The organism is Bradyrhizobium sp. SRL28 (assembly GCF_018596315.1).
Lineage (GTDB): Bacteria > Pseudomonadota > Alphaproteobacteria > Rhizobiales > Xanthobacteraceae > Bradyrhizobium.
In genome coordinates, this window is sequence record NZ_JAHEAG010000019.1 from 41229 (window position 1) to 59373 (window position 18145).

The 18145-nt window shown below is 59.8% G+C and carries 15 protein-coding genes; 5 read left to right on the forward strand and 10 right to left on the reverse strand.

Annotated elements, in window-relative coordinates; all coding sequences use genetic code 11:
* Window positions 1-22: 22 nt before the first annotated feature.
* On the reverse strand, window positions 23-1222 hold the full coding sequence (locus tag KIP88_RS28725) for a CaiB/BaiF CoA-transferase family protein (protein ID WP_214491471.1): 1200 nt from the start codon (window positions 1220-1222) through the stop codon (window positions 23-25).
* A gap of 99 nt (window positions 1223-1321) precedes the next feature.
* Window positions 1322-1954 (reverse strand): 2-hydroxychromene-2-carboxylate isomerase, encoded by a 633-nt coding sequence (locus KIP88_RS28730; RefSeq protein WP_214491472.1) that lies wholly within the window; start codon window positions 1952-1954, stop codon window positions 1322-1324.
* Between the two features lie 239 nt (window positions 1955-2193).
* Between KIP88_RS28730 and KIP88_RS28735 the strand changes: the two genes are divergently transcribed.
* Complete coding sequence (locus tag KIP88_RS28735; RefSeq protein ID WP_214491473.1) at window positions 2194-2709, forward strand: helix-turn-helix domain-containing protein; 516 nt, start codon at window positions 2194-2196, stop codon at window positions 2707-2709.
* 22 nt (window positions 2710-2731) lie between these two features.
* Here KIP88_RS28735 and KIP88_RS28740 read toward each other — a convergent pair whose 3' ends face one another.
* The 5 genes from KIP88_RS28740 to KIP88_RS28760 form a co-directional block, all read right to left on the reverse strand.
* The gene (locus KIP88_RS28740; protein ID WP_214491474.1) at window positions 2732-4606 is read right to left on the reverse strand and encodes an AMP-binding protein; all 1875 of its coding nucleotides are present in this window, start codon (window positions 4604-4606) and stop codon (window positions 2732-2734) included.
* A 117-nt stretch (window positions 4607-4723) separates the two neighbouring features.
* On the reverse strand, window positions 4724-5923 hold the full coding sequence (locus tag KIP88_RS28745) for an ABC transporter substrate-binding protein (protein WP_214491475.1): 1200 nt from the start codon (window positions 5921-5923) through the stop codon (window positions 4724-4726).
* A 424-nt stretch (window positions 5924-6347) separates the two neighbouring features.
* Window positions 6348-9458: an efflux RND transporter permease subunit gene (locus KIP88_RS28750; protein WP_214491562.1), complete on the reverse strand. Its 3111-nt coding sequence runs from the start codon at window positions 9456-9458 to the stop codon at window positions 6348-6350.
* 326 nt (window positions 9459-9784) lie between these two features.
* Complete coding sequence (locus KIP88_RS46715) at window positions 9785-10030, reverse strand: nuclear transport factor 2 family protein (protein WP_249791082.1); 246 nt, start codon at window positions 10028-10030, stop codon at window positions 9785-9787.
* A 40-nt stretch (window positions 10031-10070) separates the two neighbouring features.
* Entirely contained in the window at window positions 10071-11180 is a 1110-nt protein-coding gene (locus KIP88_RS28760; RefSeq protein ID WP_214491476.1) for an efflux RND transporter periplasmic adaptor subunit, read from the reverse strand.
* An 84-nt stretch (window positions 11181-11264) separates the two neighbouring features.
* Here KIP88_RS28760 and KIP88_RS28765 point away from each other — a divergent pair, with 84 nt between their 5' ends.
* From KIP88_RS28765 to fabF, 3 genes are read left to right on the forward strand one after another with little or no spacing between them, the layout of a single operon-like run.
* On the forward strand, window positions 11265-11843 hold the full coding sequence (locus KIP88_RS28765) for a TetR/AcrR family transcriptional regulator (protein WP_214491477.1): 579 nt from the start codon (window positions 11265-11267) through the stop codon (window positions 11841-11843).
* Between the two features lie 37 nt (window positions 11844-11880).
* Window positions 11881-13041 (forward strand): iron-containing alcohol dehydrogenase, encoded by a 1161-nt coding sequence (locus tag KIP88_RS28770; RefSeq protein ID WP_214491478.1) that lies wholly within the window; start codon window positions 11881-11883, stop codon window positions 13039-13041.
* A 43-nt stretch (window positions 13042-13084) separates the two neighbouring features.
* Complete coding sequence (fabF, locus tag KIP88_RS28775) at window positions 13085-14347, forward strand: beta-ketoacyl-ACP synthase II (protein ID WP_214491479.1); 1263 nt, start codon at window positions 13085-13087, stop codon at window positions 14345-14347.
* Window positions 14348-14612: 265 nt separating this feature from the next.
* On the opposite strand, the gene KIP88_RS28780 is transcribed toward fabF, so the two are convergent.
* The 3 genes from KIP88_RS28780 to KIP88_RS28790 form a co-directional block, all read right to left on the reverse strand.
* On the reverse strand, window positions 14613-15386 hold the full coding sequence (locus KIP88_RS28780; RefSeq protein WP_214491480.1) for an SDR family oxidoreductase: 774 nt from the start codon (window positions 15384-15386) through the stop codon (window positions 14613-14615).
* Window positions 15387-15463: 77 nt separating this feature from the next.
* Window positions 15464-15760, reverse strand: a complete 297-nt coding sequence (locus KIP88_RS28785; protein WP_214491481.1) for a YciI family protein — start codon at window positions 15758-15760, stop codon at window positions 15464-15466.
* 59 nt (window positions 15761-15819) lie between these two features.
* A complete protein-coding gene (locus KIP88_RS28790; RefSeq protein WP_214491482.1) occupies window positions 15820-16653 on the reverse strand; it encodes an oxidoreductase in 834 nt (277 codons plus the stop codon).
* A 169-nt stretch (window positions 16654-16822) separates the two neighbouring features.
* Between KIP88_RS28790 and KIP88_RS28795 the strand changes: the two genes are divergently transcribed.
* Window positions 16823-17416, forward strand: a complete 594-nt coding sequence (locus KIP88_RS28795) for a TetR/AcrR family transcriptional regulator (protein ID WP_214491483.1) — start codon at window positions 16823-16825, stop codon at window positions 17414-17416.
* Window positions 17417-18145: the final 729 nt, after the last annotated feature.

The following is an 18145-nucleotide window of genomic DNA, read 5'->3' on the forward strand; positions in this document are numbered from 1 at the left end:
ACCACTCGCGCAGGGTACGAGGTTAGACCGCCACGCGCACGCTACGCTCGGCGACCATCTTGTCGATGGCGCTATCGTCGTAACCCAGCTCCCGCAACACGTCGCGCGAGTGCTCGCCGACGCGGGGAGCTGGTCCGCCAATCGCGGCCTCATTGATCTCAAAGCGAGCCGCCGGCTTCGGCTGCCGCACCCGACCGACCTTCGGCTGATCGAACTCCGCGATGATGCCGCGCGCGATTACCTGTTCGTTGTGGATGATTTCCCCGCGCCGCAGGATCGGCGCGCAAGGGACGTCAGCCGCGTCCAGGCGCTCCAGCCATTCGGCTGTGGTGTGCTGGCCGATGTATTCCGCCATCTTGTTGATGCGGGCCGTGGCATTGACCGAGCGCGCGCCCGGAGTCGCAAAGCGGGGATCGTTGGCAAGCTCGGGATCGCCAGAGGCCCGGCAAAAGCCCTGCCATTCGGAATCCGAAATTGTACCGGCCGTGATGTAGCCGTCGCTGGTCTTGAACACGAGATCCGGCCGGTCGTTGGGATCCGCGGCGGTGGTCTCGGCTCCTACCACCGTGTATTGCATCATGCCCTCAGGCCACAGATACGAAATCATCGCATCCAACATTGCGACCTGAATATGATCGCCCTGCCCGGTCTTCTCGCGAGCGTAGAGCGCCGCTGCCACCGCCTGCGCGGTGAACACGGCGGTGGTCTTGTCGCATACGATCGTGCGGATCATCTGCGGACGGTTCGTTACCGGCTGCGACTGGATATCGGCAAAGCCCGACAGCGCCTGTATGATCGGATCATAGACGCGCTTCTTCACATACGGGCCGGTCTCGCCGACGCCGCTGATCGAGACATAGATCAAGCGCGGATGGCGTTGGCGCAACTCATCGACGCCGAGACCGAGGCGCTCCATGGTGCCGGGCCGGAAATTCTGCACCAGGACGTCGGCCTGCGCGACCAGCTTGGCAAGAACCTCTCGGCCGGCCGCGCTCTTGACGTCGATCGACAGTGAGCGCTTGCCGCGGTTCGAAGAGATAAAAAGCGCGGAGAACTCGCCATCCTTGGCAATGGTGGCGCGGCTTCGCCGCGTAATATCGCCGCCAATCGGCTCGATCTTCAGGACGTCAGCGCCCTGATCCGCCAGAAACATGGTCGCGTAGGGACCGGACACCACGCCTGTCAAATCCAGGACTCGAACACCGCTAAGTGGGCCAGGCATGGGCATTCTCCCTGAGTTTACTTCGTTGTGGAGCCGACTGAGTTTTCCTCATGCAGGCCCAGGACATCGGCCCGGCTCTGCGGGCCTAAATTCCCAACCTTAGGCCGTTTTCGAAACCAGCTGACTGGTCTGTTCGACGATCGACTCCTCGACGTCACGGAGTTGGTCCTTGCCGAAGAACATTTCCTTTCCAACGAAGAAAGTCGGTGAGCCGAATGCTCCGCGGCCAACCGCGTCGGTGGTCCGATCGATCAACCCCTTCTTGACGTCATCCTGCTGCGCACGCGCGATCAACCGGTCGATATCGATGCCGGAGGAGATGAATGCGTTTCGGAAAGTTTCGAGATCATCCATCTTCTTCGGCTCTTCCCACATATGATGATAGGCAGCGCGGAAATAGGGTTCAAACATGCCTTCGAACTGAGCCGCGACGGCGCCGCGCATCAGCATCAGCGTGTTGACCGGAAAGAACGGATTCTGCCGAAATTTCGTGATGTTATGGCGGCGAATGAAGCGCTGGGTCTCGAGCGCCTGGTATTCCGGCTTGTTCTTGATTCCGCGGAGCGAGTCGAACGGTGACATGTTGCCGGTCCCCTTGAAGATGCCGCCGAGCAGAACCGGGACATATTCGAATTTCACGCCGGTGCGCCATTCGATTCCCGGCAGGACCAGTTCCGCCAGGTAAGCGTTCGGGCTGCCGAAATCGAACAGGAATTCAACTTTCAGGGGCATGTCAGTTCCTCCCGCAGAGCGAAATGGGTAGTCGGATTTGGTGATCTTCCAGCCGAAGCTCGGCTACCATTCGGTCATACAGTTCTAAAATCGAACTGTCAATCTACGCTGAATTCTGCTAGATTTAACTGGTCGCGGGGTATTGTTTGGCATTTAGTACCTATCTAGAATGGTAGAAGCGGCTGCGGTTCCCTGGGTTGATTCGAACGGAATAGGCGCCTGCCGACCGGAGAGCAGGAATGAAATGGGATGAACTTGAGCAAGAGCCATGTTCGATGGCTCGAACCATCGGTGTGATCGGTGACCGTTGGACGCTTCTGATCCTCCGCGAATGCTTTCTGCGTACGCGCCGCTTCGAGGGCTTTCAGTCAGCGCTTGGAATCACGCGCCATTTGCTCGCAGAGCGGCTGAAAAAGCTGGTTCGGCAGGGCGTGCTGCGCCGCATTCCATACCAGGAGTCGCCTAAGCGCCATGAGTATATCCTGACGCAGAAGGGTCTCGACCTCTATCCGATCATGATGGCGCTCGTCCATTGGGGCGACACCCACATGGTCGACGAACGCGGGCGGCCGTTGCTGCATCAGCACCGCAAATGCGGCAAGAACTTCGATCCGGTCATGGTGTGCTCCGAATGCGGGGAGCCGCTTTTGGCCAAGGAGGTACACACCCACCCCGGCCCCGGGGCCCGCCCGCCTTCGGAACGGATTTCTCGCGACAAGCCCGCAAAGCCAAAGACCCGCAAGCAAGCGGCGTGATCGTCCGTCAGGCCGCTCACGCTTAAATCACTATCACGTCTTCGCTCGGCGGCTCTGCATACAGCCTTTCGACGCACCACGATCGGTGGCTCAACACGGCCCGCTGATTGACGTAGGCCTTGTCGGTGATTTCGCCTGCCGCCATCGATGGCGGCTCCTTGAGCAGCGAGAACGAACAAATTCTTTCGCTGCTTCCGACGGTTTCATTGTACTCCCGAAAACGGTCTTTCAGGAATTGAACTACGAGAGGGTCGCAGGGCAAATCGGACGCTGGGGTCTTCGAGATCCGCGCTGCCTCGGCCGGATTCAACCAGCAGAGCAGCGCGCACGATTCACGATTTTCTCCCGCGACGACGAGGTCCAGCAATACGCCCCGGGTTGCAGCCAGAATGGCCGCTCGCATATTCCCGATCGAGACCCACGTGCCGTTCGCGAGTTTGAAGTTCTCGGAAATTCTGCCTGTAAAGCGCAACCCAAGCTCCGGCTTCTGGGGATCCAGAAACGAGACGGTATCGCCGATGCGATAGAATCCTTCCTCATCGAAGGCCTGTTCCGTCAAATCCGGCCTTCCGAGATAACCTGACGTAACGTTGGGTCCCTTGACCCTCGCCTCGTACGTATCGGAAACAGGGATCAGTTTTAATTGCAGACCCGGCGCGGGAAGACCGATCTCTCCCGGCTGGTCGGTCGCCCAATGGGTCGTACTGATTGTCGGGGCCGTTTCGGTAGTGCCGTAGCCCGACATGACGGGAATTCGCCGGCCAGTGATCGACGATGTCAGCCGATAGAGTTTCTCAAGCGTGGCCTGCGAGATTGCAGCCCCGGCATAGCTCAATCGATCCATCCGCTTGAATACGCTGGCGCCAAGTTCGAGGTCGTTCTCGATTGCACCACATAGGAGATTGTAGCCGGCAGGTACGTTGAACATGGCGGTGGGCGAAATCTCCTTGAGATTCGCGACCGTCTTGTGGAAGAGCTGAGGCAGCGGCCGGCCATCGTCGATGTAGAGCGTACCGCCATTCTTGAGAATGCCGTGAAGGATGACGTTGCTGCCCATCGTATGGTGCCAGGGCAGCCACTCGACCTGCACCGGCGCGTCCGGAGGAGACACCAGCAGACTCCCCATTTGCAGGGAAGTCGCCATCATGCGGTGGGTATTGAGCACGCCTTTGGGGAAACCGGTCGAACCTGATGTGAAGAGAATCTTTGCGACAGCGTCGCAAGAAACCGCCAATGAAGCATCCGCAAATCCTTCGCTCCCCGTTCGGGCTTTCAGTGCGCCGAAAGGCACGGTATCCGGCGCTCCATCGACACTGATCCAGGTTGCGGCTGCAAGTTCCGAAATCGAGCGCCCCGCGGAAAAGTCGCGCCCGCTCTGGACGAAAACGAAGTTCGGGCGCAGCGCTTCCGCTATATCTTTGAGACGAGCTAGGCCGCCGGGCATCAGCGTGTAGTTTGGCGATATCGGCGCCAGGATTACCCCTATTGACATCGCGGCGAACGAGATCACCGCGTTCTCGATCGAATTTCCTGAAAGTACCGCCAGCTTGTCAGCCGGCTTTGCGCCCATCTCGATCAGGCTTTGGCCGACCGCCTGGACCTGCGACCATGCTTCGCGATAGGTGATCTCGTCCCATCCCCCTTCCGCATTGCGTTGCGCAAGAAAAATTCTATCGGGAACAGAATTAGCCCAGCTCGGAAGAAAATCCGTGATACGCCAATCGCACTTTCCTAACTCAAGTGGCGAGCTCAATATGAGCGTGCCGTCGGTTCGACGCTCTATGGAAAGCTCCCTCGGCGCGAACGTCAGTGGCTTCGTCGACATCGAAACAATCTCCTGAACCGCTGTGATGGTCGACAAGCGCGCGGGGGCACGATTCGTCGCTTCTGATGCCATGTCCGCTGGACCTACCTGCCTGGATCGCGCGAACGATCAATCGGCTTTCGGGCCAGACCAGCCGGCAGTTGGCAACCAGCCCGCCAACTGCCGCCCCCGTCGCTTCGCCCAGTGAATTCACTCGGACTTGGCATCCAGCACTTCCCCGAAGCCTTCCCAACTTGTACCGGTCCATCGCTGCAGTCGCATCTGTGTCCAGATCATGTTCACCGTGTCGGTGGTGTTGACCTTGACGCCAGGCAGCACGGTCGGCACCACGAAATCCCTGAGGTTCTTGGCCTGCGCGAGAATATTCTTGCGGGACAGATCATTGCCGCATTGCTTTAGAATCTGCTCGAGCAGGACGCCTTGCTGGTAGCCGGTCAGATAGCTGCCATTGGTGATATCGACGCCCGGCAAATACTTGTCCAGAAATGCCCGGTAGGCCTGCATGCCAGGGTCATCTTTCCATGTCGGATCCAGAATATCCTTGTTGGTCGTGCCGACGATCACGCCGACTGATTTGTCGAGACCGGCGGGTGCGAGCGTGCCTCCGACAGAACCGGATGGGAAATTGATGATTACGGTCGCCTTCCAGCCGATCACCGACGCCTGCCGGATGGCTTGAGCGGCGAACTTCGGTGTGCCGGCGATCACGAGGGCATCCGCACCGGAGCTCTTCAGATTGACCACCTGTGAATCAACCGTCGGTTCGGTGACCTCATAGGAAGCGGTCACGACCTTTCGGTCGAAATCCTTTCCGAGAAACGCCTTGAACGCGCTGACATAGTCTTTGCCGAGATCGTCGTTCTGATAGAGGATGGCATACTTGGCGTTCGGCAATGTCTTCGTCAGATACTTGGCATAGATCTTTCCTTCGGTGTCGTAACTGACAAGACCTGTCGTAGTCAGGGGGTAACTGGCCACGTCCGTGAACTTGGATGACCCGCTGATAATTGCGATGCTGGGCACTCCTTTCGACCGCAGGTATTTTGCCGTAGCCGAGATGCCGGGAGTACCAAGCTGGCCGAACATGAACGACACTTCGTCGCTCTCAACGAGTTTGCGAACGTGCTCCACGGCTTTGGGAGGGCTGTATACGTCGTCATATGCGACGTAGTTGATTTTGCGTCCGTTGATGCCGCCGCGGTCGTTGACCGACTGAATATAGGCGATAACTCCCTTGCCCACGAGACCGATCGATGACGCCGGTCCGCTGAAGGGAAAGACGCCACCGATCTTGATCTCGGTAGCAGAGATTCCCGGCTCGTCCGCCGCGAATGCCGGGCCGCTCAAAAGCAGAGCCACAACCGCAACGGCCTTCCAGTTCACCAACATTGCTCGTCCTCCCAAACGCGCACCTTTCCGCGGCACGTCGCCTCGGGAGACAATACAGTTCTTTTTTAGAACTCGTCAAGCACTTAGATCATAATCCCGCGGAAAGGACAACGCGTGCCCGCAGGCCAAAGGTACGGCGAGGCGCTGCTCTCCGAAGAGATGTCACCAGCATTCTATTTTAAAACTAACCAGCCGCCTTTGGAGAAAACAAAAACCGTAGGCGAGCCACCTTTGGGCCCATGCAGTATTTCGGTGGCGTTTGCTGTCGATGATGAAGGCGTCAGCCAGTCTACCGGGGGACTACACGCGAAACGCGGTGCGGTTGCAGAGGCAGTTTTCAAGATTCTGCATCGAGGTTCTGGTAGTTTGAAGATTCGGTGATCACGCCGTCGCGGATTGAAGCATCTCCTCCGACAAGAGCGCCTTACTCGGCAGCCATTGCTGTTCGCAAATTTAATTCCTCCAGCGAATCCTCATGGGCCTCGTCTGCAGCCGGGCTAATCCGAAACCACGCGGCATAAAGTGCAGGAAGGAACAGCAGGATCAGCACCGTGCCGACCGCGGTGCCGCCAATCAGCGTATAGGCCATCGATCCCCAGAAGACGGAGTGCGTGAGAGGGATGAAAGCCAGCACGGCGGCAAGTGCGGTCAGGATCACGGGCCTCGTGCGTTGCACCGTGGCCTCGATGACCGCGTGATAGTCATCAAGGCCGGCAGCGCGGTTCTCCTTGATTTGTTCGGTCAGGATGAGAGTATTGCGCATCAGGATGCCCGCCAGTCCTATCAGGCCCAGAATGGCGTTGAATCCGAAGGGCTGATTAAAGGCGAGCAGCATCGGTACGACGCCGACGAGGCCAAGCGGTGCCGTCAGCATGACCATCGCCATCGTCGAGAAGGATCGCACCTGAAGCATGGTGACGATCAGCATGGCCGCGATCATGGCGGGAAAGACCGTCGCCAACGCGTCATTGGCCTTGGTTGCCTCTTCGATCGATCCGCCCAATTCGATGCGATAGCCGGCCGGAAGGGATGCGATCAGCGGCTCAAGCGCCGTCTTGATCTCCTTGGAGACCTCTGGAGGCTGGTTCGCCTCGTTGATGTCCGAGCGAATCGTGACGACGGGTGTGCGATCGCGGCGTTTCATAATCGGCTCTTCCAGACGGATTTCCGAATGGCCGATCTGGTCGAGCGGAATCGGGCGGCCGTCCCTGCTCATCAGTGAGAAATCCGCCAGACGCGCCGGATCCAGCCGCTCGCCGCCCGCGCTGCGTGCCACGATGGGGACATTGCGAATGTCCTCGCGGACCTGCGTAACGACGACGCCCGTGAGAAGGAACTGCAGCTGCCTGCCCACCTCCGCCGACGAGAGGCCGATGAGGTTCAGTCGATCCTGATCCGGGATGAAGCGGAGCACGGGTGTGCGATTGCCCCAATCGCGGTTCGCTTGCCGCACATCGGGAACGCCACGCATGACATCGAGCGCTTTGTCAGAGATGGCGTACAATTGCGCGGGGTCAGGCCCCATGACGCGAAACTCGACCGGGAAGGGCGTGTAGGGTCCGAACACAAGCTGAGTGACGCGCACGCTAGCCTCCGGCGCAAGCCCATCTGACACCGCCTGTCGGAGCCGATGCTTCAAAGCCTCGCGCGCGTCCGCGTCCGGTGTAAGCACGACGATCTTGGCGAAGGCCGGATCAGGCAGCTCAGGCGCCATCGCGAAGAAGAATCGGGGAGCGCCCTGACCGACATAGCTCGTGACGATCTTAGCCTCCGACTGGTGGTCCAGCCAGTGCTCGAGTTTTTCGACTGCGGCGGTCGTCGTCTCAATGCTGGTGCCTTCCGGTAAACGAACCTCCACCAGCACCTCGGGGCGGTCGGACGTCGGGAAGAACTGCTGTTTGATGGCGCCCATGCCGACGCCGGAAAGCGCGAAAGCGATAGCGACGATGCTGCAGGTAACGAACTTGTGGCGCACGGCGAAGGTGATGATCCCTCGCAGGCGTCGATAGTTCGGTGTGCCGTAGATCGCGTGGTGACCGCCTTCGATCGGTTTGATCGCCGGAAGCATCTTGACGCCAAGATAGGGCGTGAAGACCACCGCGACGATCCAGGAGACAATGAGGGCGAACCCCACGACCCAAAAGATGTTGCCGGCGTATTCGCCGGCAGTCGAGCGCGCGAAGCCGACCGGCAGGAATCCGGCGACCGTCACGAGTGTACCGGACAGCATCGGCGCCGCAGTATGGCTCCACGCATAGGCCGCCGCCTTGATGCGGTCCATGCCCTCTTCCATTTTCACCACCATCACCTCGATGGCGATGATGGCGTCGTCCACGAGAAGACCAAGCGCCAGGATCAGGGCGCCGAGCGTGATGCGGTCGAAGAACCGGCCGGTTTCCAGCATGATCAGGAACACGACGGCAAGCGTCAGAGGGACGGCAGCCGCCACGACGATGCCGACGCGCCAGCCGAGGCTGAGCAGGCACACCAGCAGCACCACGCCGAGCGCCATCGCGAATTTCATCATGAATTCGTCAACCGCCGAGGTGATGTTGACGGCCTGGTCGCTGACTTTGGCCAGAGTCATCCCGAGTGGCAGCGTCCGAGCGATAGCTGCGGACCTCTCCTCCAGCGCCTTGCCGAGCGCGAGGCCATCCCAGCCTTCCTGCATAACCGCCGCGAGCATGATGGAGGGCTCACCCTGGTGTCGAATAAGGTAGGTGGGGGGGTCCTCGTAGCCTCGGCGGACATCGGCGATGTCGGCAAGCTTCAGCGTCCGCCCCGCAGCGACGATGGGCGTGTCGGCGATCGCCTGGACACTGTCATAAGCGCCGTCGACCCGGATGAAAACCTGCGGCCCCTTGGTGTCGATCGAGCCTGCCGGTGTGACGGTGTTCTGCCGCTGCACGGCGGCAACGATATCCTGTGCCGATACGCCGAGGGTTGCCAATTTGGCGAAGGAAAACTCGATGAATATCTGTTGGGGACGTTCGCCGAGGATGTTGATCTTCTTGACACCGGACACGTGCAGGAGGTCCTGGCGAATGGTTTCGGCTTGCCTGGCGAGTTCCCGCATCGGCATGCCCTTCGCCTTGAGGGCATAAAGGGCGAAGCTCACGTCCGAATATTCGTCGTTGACGAAGGGGCCGAGCACACCAGACGGCAGCTTGCGCGCTTCATCCCCAAGCTTCTTGCGGGCCTGGTAGAACTCCTCCTGCACGCTAGATGGCGGTGTGCTGTCCTTCAGCGTAACCGTCATGTACGCGTAGCCTGGCCGTGTGGTCGTCTCCACCCGGTCGTACCAGGTCAGCTCCTGAAGCCGTTTCTCCAACGGTTCGGCGACCTGGTCCTGCATCTCACGCGCCGTCGCGCCTGGCCATACCGTCGTGACCGTCAGGGTCTTGATGGTGAAGGAGGGGTCCTCCGCCCGCCCGAGCATGAGGAAGGCGTAGGCGCCTGCGGCCGCCATCAGGAGGATGAAGAACAGGGTTACGGCCCGTTCGCGAACGGCGATCGCGGAAAGATTGAAATTCAGCATTTGGCTGCTCCTATTCCTCGACGTTCGTCCTGACGCCCGCCGTCTTGCGGCAGGTGGGCGCCGAGTGAACCGCGATGACCTAAAGAACGCCGGCCTCTGACTGCGCTTCTGCTAACTTACGATGGGTTCGGCGACAGCTTCTTTGAGGCCAGCTGCCGCTTGGGCAGCAAGCCCACGGGCCGCTTCCTGTGAATCCTGAAATTCCTCGAGTGCATGGACCCTACCCCACCGCAGGGTGAACACGTGGAGCCCACGGTTGACGTACGACGCGTCGCCGTGGGGCAGCGTTGCGGTGCCGTCCCACTGGACAAACACGGTGGTATTCACGGCCAGCCCTTCACCCAGATATTGTTGACCGTGAGATGGAGAGTGGGCTGGACGCGGCCGAGGCGCTCAAACCAGCTGCGCAGAGCTTCTTTGTGGTGGCGCTCACCACCAAGCGCGTGGGCACCGGAAACGCGGTGATGGATATGCGGCGCGACTGCTTTCACCGCTTCATCCCAGCGATGGTTGTTGACGTGGTCGAAGGTCTTTCGGATTTCGTTCTTGACGATGTAACCGTATAGCATTGTTGGTCTCCAACGGTGATCGCGGAAAGATTGAAGCTCATCAGTTGCCTCTGCTTTCAGACGCAGTCCTGACGCGAGCGCCCTCCTGCAGGAGATGAGCGCCGAGAGAAACAATCGGATCATCCGAACTCAATCCGGAGACCACCGCGCTTTCGCCGCTCAGCCGAACAAGTTTGATGGTCCGAAAGCGGACGGTTGATGTGGCGCTATCCAGGACCCACACACCGGTCTTCAGGCCGTCATCGAGCACGGCACCCAGCGGCACCTGAACTTCCGGCTCACTCGCCTGGCTTGCCAGCCGAATGGTTACCGTCGCGCCAAGCGGTGCTGCCGCGGCCTCACCGTCGAGCACATAACGAGCCTCATAGGTACGGGTCTGAGCATCGGCGGCGTCCGACAACTGCCGCAGATGCGCGGTATAGCGCCGCCCATCGGCCCCATACACGCGGGCCTCGGCCGCGGAGCCGATGGCGGGCCGGATCGTTTCGGGAAGCGCAACCACCGCTTCGCGGGGGCCGGCCTTTGCGATTCGAACGACTGTCTGGCCGGCGGAGACGACCTGCCCGGGCTCGCCAAGCGTTTCGATCACCGTTCCGTCCGCGTCCGCAACCAGGACCGAATAGGTCGCCTCATTCTCGGAGACCCGCGCGTCAGCTTCAGCGGTGGCGAGTTGCGCCTCGGCGGTATCCAACGCGGCCTTCGCTTGCTCGTAGCGCTGTCGGGAAGCCCATCCGTTGCTCACCAACTTGGCGTATCGCTGTTCATCCGCTTCGGTCTGAACGAAAGATGCACGCGCTGCAGCAACGGCGTTGCGCTTCGCCATGACCGCAAGGCGAAGATCGGTTTCGTCGATCCGCATCAGCGGCTGACCGGCTTTGACCGGCTGACCAGCATTCACAAACCGTTCCACGATCTTGCCGGCGACCCGAAAACCGAGATTGCTCTGCACCCTCGCCCCGATGATGCCCGTGAAGCCGCGTTCGGATCCGGTCACCCGCGCTGCCGTCGCCAATCTGACGATCGGGGGTTCCTGCCTCGGGTCGCTCACGGTAGAGGCTGCCTGCGTGCGGATGGAAAGCGTAACGAATCCGGCCGCCCCGAACACCGCGATCAGGATGCTTCCCAGCACGATAATGGGTCTTTTTTTCATGGCACGGCCTCATCAAATAGATTGCACTCGAACTCTATATCTGATATAGATTTCGAGTGCAATCTAAAAAATTGGAGATTTACAATGCGCGTGAGTCGCATTCAGGCCGCGGAAAACCGCGAAACTGTAATCAACGTCGCAAGTCGCCTTTTTCGGGAGTGCGGCTTTGATGGCATCGGCCTCAAGGATCTGATGAAGGGTGCCGGGCTCACCCAAGGCGCCTTTTACAAGCAGTTCGCGTCAAAGGAGGACTTGGCGGCGCAGGCGTCCAAGCGGGCATTGGAGAGCGCCACCCTCCGATGGTCGGCCGCGACCGCGGCGAAACCCAAGGATCCACTCGGCGCAGTGGTTGCGTTCTACCTCAGCGCCGACCATCGCGATGAAAAGATGGACGGCTGCCCGATCGTGGCGCTCGGCTCAGATGCCGCCAGACAGGGCAGCGACGTGAAAGCGTCATTCGAAGCCGGGATCAAAGACCATCTCGAAATCCTCAGCCGATTGATTGCCGAAACCAGCGGCGAGAAGCCCAAAGGAAAAGCGATGGCCATTCTCTCGACGATGGTCGGTGCGGTGATGCTATCGCGCGTCGTCAACGACCCCGATCTGGCTCAGGCCCTTCTGAAGGCGGCGGCCAAACAGGTTCGCGAAGCCGCCGCCGCTTGATGGCTGGTCAATCTTATAAATTCATGGAGGACACGAAATGCGCAAAGCCGGGATCCATAATTTTCCAGCAATAGACCGTCTCGTTTATGGCAAGGCTGCGGCAGACGCTTTGAAAGATGAGGCGGTGCGACTGGATGCTAAGCGCGTCTTCCTCATCGTCAGTCGAACCTTGAACACCAAGACCGATGAGATCGAGAAGATTCGTCGTGCTCTTGGCGACAAACACGTGGCGACCTTTGATGGAATTGCGCAACATACGACGCGCAAGCAAGCTGCCGAGGTGGCCCGTCAAGCTAATGACACGGAAGCTGATCTAATCGTGGCTGTTGGGGGAGGTTCTGCTATCGATCTCGCTAAGATAGTCATCATGGCGATGGAACATGATATCCGCGATGAAGCCGGTTTCGATCCATTTCCCATGGGCCCGGGCGTAAGCTTCTCTCCGTTCCTTTCGCCCACAGTCCGACAGATCGCGGTACCATCGACTCTAAATGGCGGCGAATACAATGCAGCAGCACTCGTCACGGACGAACGCCATAAGTTGAAGCAGATCTTCTTCCATCCCCAAATGATGCCACTGGCGATTATCCTCGACCCTGCCCTCACCCTTCAAACGCCATCGAACCTTTGGATGGGATCGGGAACACGCTCGATGGATCACGGTATCGAAGCGCTGTGCTCGCCCGCCGGCACCCCGTTGGCTGACGAAGTCGTCTTGGCAGGCATCCGCATTCTGCGTGAGGGAATGCTGCAGACTTTGCAGCAACCTGATGACCTGGAGGCTCGTCGACTATCTCAATACGGCTCATGGCTCGCGGCTTACGGCCTACAGGCACGCGTTCCGATGGGAGCAAGCCACGGCATTGGCCATGTGCTTGGAGGCACCTTCGACGTTCCCCATTACTATTGCACACCCGTCATTATGCCGAGCCTGCTGCGCTACAACAAACCCTTCACCGAGGATGCGCAGAAGCGTTTGGCGACAGCTCTTGGCGCCCCGGGTGGCGACGCCGCAGACGCCTTTGCAGCATTCACAAAAGCACTTGGACTACCTGGCCGCCTCGCTGATGTCGGCATAGGCGAAGACAAATTCGATCAGATTAGCAAGATTGCAATCAATCATCGCTTCGTACAGGCCAATCCGAGGCCCTTCAAAAACGAAGCCGAGATCATCGATCTGCTGCGAATGGCAGCTTAGCTGCCATCAGCGACGATGGACCAGGATTGGAAGGTAACTTATCATGCGTCGTGTCGTCGTTACGGGGTTGGGACTGGTATCACCGCTGGGTTGCGGCAGTGATTTGGGTTGGTCCCGCCTGCTTGCGGCCCGTTCAGGGCTGGCTGCCCTTCCCGAATGGGCGGCTACCCTTCCCGCTCGGGTCGCTGGAATCGTGCCGATAAAGGCCGACGATCCGGATGGCGGCTTCGATCCTGATCTGGTCGTCCCTCCCAAGGATCAGCGGCGGATGGATCGCTTCATCCTGTTCGCACTGGTCGCCACGGCCGAGGCCGTCGCACAAGCTGCATGGACTCCTTCCGACGCACACTCGCTCGAGCGGACGGCGACCGTAATCGCGTCCGGCATCGGAGGCTTTCCGGCAATCGTCGAAGCAGTTCGCACCACCGATCAGCGCGGGATCAGGCGCCTCTCGCCCTTCACGGTGCCCTCCTTTCTCGCAAATCTCGCGGCCGGTCATATTTCCATCCGCTACGGCTTCAAGGGTCCCATCGGTACGCCGGTCACCGCTTGCGCTGCGAGCGTGCAGGCGATCGGCGATGCGGCACGCCTCATCCGAACCGGCGAAGCCGACGTTGCGATTTGCGGCGGCTCGGAAGCCTGCATCGATCTGGTGAGCCTCGGCGGCTTCGCCGCCGTCCGGGCTCTTTCGACGGGCTTCAACGAAACGCCAGCGCGCGCGTCCCGGCCCTTCGACCGCGACCGCGACGGCTTCGTCATGGGCGAAGGCGCCGGTATCCTCGTCATCGAAGAGTTGGAACACGCACTCCGCCGGGGAGCCCAACCGATTGCCGAAATCGCCGGCTATGGCACGACTGCTGATGCCTACCACATCACGTCAGGACCCGAGGACGGCGACGGCGCGCGTCGCGCCATGGAAGGCGCCTTGCGGCAGGCCGGCCTCAAGCCCGGCGATATCCAGCATCTCAACGCCCATTCCACTTCGACGCCGGTTGGCGATGTTTCCGAACTTGAAGCGATCAAATCCGTGTTCGGCCGCGACGGTAAAATTGCCGTGAGCGCCACCAAATCGGCGACTGGTCATCTGCTCGGCGCAGCCGGGGGAGCGGAAGCGATCTTTACAATCCTCGCATTGCGCGAACAGGTTGCACCGCCCACCCTCAATCTCGAAAATGGCGATGCGGCCGCGGAAGGCGTCGACCTCGTCTCCCGTGAGGCCAGGCGCATGACGATAGAGCATGCGATTTCGAATGGATTCGGCTTCGGAGGCGTCAACGCCAGCGTCATCTTTCGGCGGTGGCAATGAAAGAGAACCGATAGCTCCGAACCCGATGCCCAATAACCCGTCCAGGCTGATGAAGGCGATGGCCGATCGATCGCGCGGACATAGGGGTGCTATCATCAAGCGCAAGAAATCGTACAAAATCGTTGGTTGTCGTACAAAATCGGTCCGTGGTGGCGGGGGAAGCACTCGGGTTCCGGCGGCGCGCTCCGAAATGGTGACCACTCTGATCGCGCAGATGTCCAATTTCCTCGCGCCAATCTGCGAGCGACGACGACCAACTTCGCCGTCAGGCGCGATAACGCGCGGCGGGCCTGGAGTTGCCGAAGCCTGCCGCTAAAACGCCGCGCGCCTTCTCAAAGGCGTCCCACGCCGCCACCTCGGGCACCGGCGGAATTGTCACCAATTCCTTGCGATCGAAGCCGACCAGGGCCGCATCCACGAGATCTTCAACCTCCATGACATTGGGCACCTTGCTGGCGTCGCCACCAGCTCGTTCGTAAATTTCGGTGCGCGTGGCCGCAGGCAGCACGGCCTGCACATAGACGCCCTTCGACGCGACTTCGGCAGCAAGACCTTGCGACAGCGTCATCAGGTAGGACTTGGTGGCGGAGTAGATGCCCCGGGAATGTTCGGGGAGCAGAGCAAGCACCGACGCGATATTGATGATCGCGCCGTTGCCGCGTTCAACCATGCGGCCGACGACGGCGGACGCGAGCAACGTCGGCGCGACCACGTTCAGCCGTAGCAGCTCGTCCATCCTGACTGGATCGGCGGTCGCGAAATCACCGATCAACGCCGCGCCTGCATTGTTGACGAGGATGTCGATAGACGGATCGGAGCGGAGGCGTCGGAGAACCGGTTCGAGTTGGGAGACGTCGATCAGATCGGCCGTGATGACTTCGACTGCAATGCCATGCGCATTGCGCAGTTCGGTGGCGAGGGTATTGAGCCTCTCGGTCGCGCGAGCGACGAGCACGAGATCGTGGCCGCGTGCGGCCAGGCGGCGTGCGTAAACTGCGCCGATGCCGCTCGAGGCGCCGGTAACGAGTGCGATCGTCATGGACGTTGTCCTGATTGAGTTTCGTATCGGGATGCTCTGCCGGGGATCGATGGTGACAAATCGTCGGAGCGGCGCGGTCAGCCGCGCGCCTTCAGATGAAGCATCGGGTGGTGCTCATAATGACCGGCGCCGTTCTTCACGATGGGGTCTTCCGAGGTGATCGCCGTGATCTCTTGGTCATCGGCGATCTGATAGAGCGACACGCCATAACCGCCACTCGGGTCCATGACAGGGCCGTGCGCGACGATCTGCCCCTTTTCGAGCAGGTCATCCAGGAACGCGCCGTGCTGCTTCATCCATGCTTTCTCATCGGCGGTCATGGTCGCGAGGAAATCGGCGCGCGGCGGGATGTACTTGCACAAATAGTACTTCATGGGTCGCTCCTCGGTGAAAGAGACATTTCAGATGCTTGGAGATCTCTTGATTTGAGGGATCAATCGGCCACGCCCATCTGCTTGCGAAAACTCTTCTCGAAGGTCTTTTCGGGAACAAAGCGCCGCATCAGGCGGAGACGGCCCGCCACCTTTCCAGGCGTGTACCGAATGCTCGGCTCTTTTTCGGTGGCAGCCTGCACCACCTTGTCCGCCACGGCTTCCACGGGATCGCCGGCCGCGATGCCGTTGCGCCAGGTCGCGTTCATGGCAGTGCGCCCTTTGTCGTAGACGCTCAGGATCCGATCGGGCTTGTCGCCATTCTCTTCCAGCGCGGTGCGGGTGAAGACTGGCTCGACCAGTGAGACACGAATGCCGAATGTTCGCAGTTCGTGATCGAGCGATTCGGAATAGCCTTCGACGGCGTGCTTGGTGGCGTTGTAGAGCGCTGTATATGGTCCGGGCAGGAAGCCGGCCACCGAACTGATGTTGATGATCCGGCCCTGGCCCTGCTTGCGCATGATCGGCAGCACTTCAGTGGTGGTGCGAAGGATGCCGAAGACGTTGATGTCGAACAGGCTCTGGGCTTGATCGAGAGATGATTCCTCGGCGGCGCCGATCAAGCTGCGGCCGGCATTGTTCACAAGCACGTCGATCCGGCCTGCAAGCCCGACGACGTCCTTGATCAGTTGCTTGACTGATTTATCATCGGTGACATCGCAGCGGAGCATATGAATGCCCTGTCGCACCTCGTCGGGCGCGGCCTGACGGCTGGTGCCGAACACCCGATATCCCGCGCGGATCAGGGCAAGTCCGGCCGCAAGCCCGATGCCCCCGGAAGCGCCCGTGATCAGGGCTACCTTTTCTCCCGCTGCGCGCGATTGTGCATGTGCCATCTCGAATTCCCTTGTCAGCGCCGATAATGATTATGCTCGTAATCATCGTCTATTTATGATTATGTATATAATCATTGTCAAGGACCTTTGGGACGACAGTCCGGGCCCCCGCTGAAAAAGGTCATGCCGGCGTTATGCGTCGGCCGTCGCCATCAGAAGGAAAGGGCTCGTGAAAGTCAGCAAGGAAACGGTCGAGCAGAATCGGGAGCGGGTGATCGCGACCGCCGCAAGGCTGTTCCGGGAACGTGGGATCGACGGTATCGGGCTTGTCGACTTGATGAAGGCTGCCGGGCTCACTCCCGGAGGCTTCTACCGGCAGTTCAAGTCAAAGGACGACCTCATCGTTCAGGCGGTCAAGCGGGCCTACAAGGATATGAGCGAGGATATCGCGCGCCGTATTGCAGCGAGCGATGATCCGCTGGAGACCCTCGTGCGTCATTACGTGTCGCACTACCACCGCGATGATCCGGGGCAAGGGTGCGGCCTTGCAGCAATGGCTGCCGACGCGGCACGTCACGACGATCCGGCGCTGCGGGAGTGCTTCGGCAGCATCGTCAGCAACTATATCGGGCTTCTCACCAAGCTCGTGCCAGGAAGAAGTGCAAAAGCGAAGCGGAGCGCGGCGATAACGGCGCTCGCCGAAATGATCGGATCGGTTGTCCTCTCCCGCGTGGTGCCAGATCCCGCACTATCCGATGAGATCATCGACACGGTCTCGAATGATCTGGTGAAACGCCATGCGAAATCTTCTCGAACTGCTTGATGAGCCTCTCGCACTTTAGCGGGCAATCCGGCGACCTTGCTCGAGTTATTCAACGAATAGATGCTCGCTTCACGAGGCTTCCGTTGTTGCCCTGGCCATAGGCGTGCATCCGGCACAACTAACTGACCCAGGCGCGTGAAATCGTACAAGATCGTAGTCTGGCGTACAAAATCGCGTAAATAGCGGAGAGAGTGGGAGTCAAACTCACGATTTTCAATCATTCCACTTCGAAGAAGACTGAAAGCTGCTGAGTAAGCGCTCGCCTGCCTCCTTCAAAGATTTCGAGTCTGAGCCGGGTTGGATTCCGGTCGGCGATTGTGGAGACCGGAACGGCATGGGCCCTGCCTGCTGCCGAGCGCTTGCTGATTTATTTTTGCGAGCTACTGCCGTCCGTCATCTTGTTGGTATTCCTGTTGGTATCCGCAGCAATCGGCGACTAAAACTATTGCAAATTCAAACCGTTATGCGACTAGGCGATTATCGGCCAGGGGCACCAAGGATTTATTCCGAGCTGCGAAGTGCAGCTATGTCCGCCGCACCGCGGCTCTTTCCGCCGTACCACGAATCCTCGGGAAAAGCGGAAGCAACGCGGACATCGTCAAACCAACGCGAACGCCCCTGAGCCGACATTGCGCCGAGTTTCAGCATACATGGAAGAAATGCCTCCATGCCCTGGAGAGCGAAGTTCGCCAATAATTGCTGGTTAAAACAGAGTACGGGAGTATCCTG